The organism is Modestobacter marinus (genome assembly GCF_019799945.1).
GTDB lineage: Bacteria > Actinomycetota > Actinomycetes > Mycobacteriales > Geodermatophilaceae > Modestobacter > Modestobacter marinus_B.
This window is the reverse complement of sequence record NZ_JABGCH010000149.1, coordinates 1-807: the sequence shown is the minus strand read 5'-3', so window position 1 is coordinate 807 and position 807 is coordinate 1. Positions and strand designations below refer to the sequence as shown.

Below are 807 nucleotides of genomic sequence, written 5' to 3'. Positions count from 1 at the left end.
GGATCCCGCTCGCCGGCGATCAGCGCGGCCATGATCGCCCGACCGGAGGCGCCGAACGGGTCGCTGACCACCACTGAGAGCTTGATCAGCGCGTCCTCGAGCAGCTTGTCCACCCGCTGCTTCTCCGCGGTCCGCACGGCCAGCAGATCCACCCGGTAGCGGGTCAGGTCGCGCAGCTGCCGGATCGCTGGCGGCGGGACGAAGCTGGGGCGCAGCATCTGGCGTTCGGCGACCTTGCACAGCCACACCGCATCCAGCCGGTCGGTCTTCGGTCGTCCCGGCAGGTGCTTGACGTCGTGGGCGTTGACCAGCCAGGTCTCGAAGCGGTCCTCCAGCAGGTAGAACGGCGCCCGCCAGTAGTCGCTGGTCGCCTCCATCACCACCCGGGTCACCCCGAGCTCGGCCAGCCAGTCGCCCAGCCCCAGCAGGGCGGCGGTCATCGTGGAGACCGTGCGGACCTCCTGCATCCGCTGCCGGCCCGGGCCGGGCACCCGGGCGCAGCACACCACCTCGGCCTTGGCCACATCGAGAGCGGCGACCCGCTCGATGATCTCGGGCTCGTCGGTGTCGACCCGCATCGCCCTCGCCTCCCGATCCGTTGTGGAGGCGGCCGCCCGCAGGAGCTGCAGGGAAGGGCGAATCTGATCCTCGTGCTCCAAGCACACGCAACGGCCCACAGCGCAGCTCCCGGCGCCCGACTTCAGACCGGCCTCGAACGACCAAGCCACCACGACGTCGACGGGCGGCCGCGCCCCATTTTCAGCCCGGAACGGCACTCCCCGACAGGGGACAACCAGGACTTCAGGG

Annotated in this window: 1 protein-coding gene; it reads right to left on the bottom strand. The window is 70.8% G+C overall.

Annotated features, from left to right (window positions below; translation table 11 throughout):
- Nucleotides 1-578 (bottom strand): IS110 family transposase (locus HK417_RS24460; RefSeq protein WP_222273399.1); only part of this gene is annotated, 578 nt, incomplete at its 3' end.
- Between the last annotated feature and the right edge of the window lie 229 nt (nucleotides 579-807).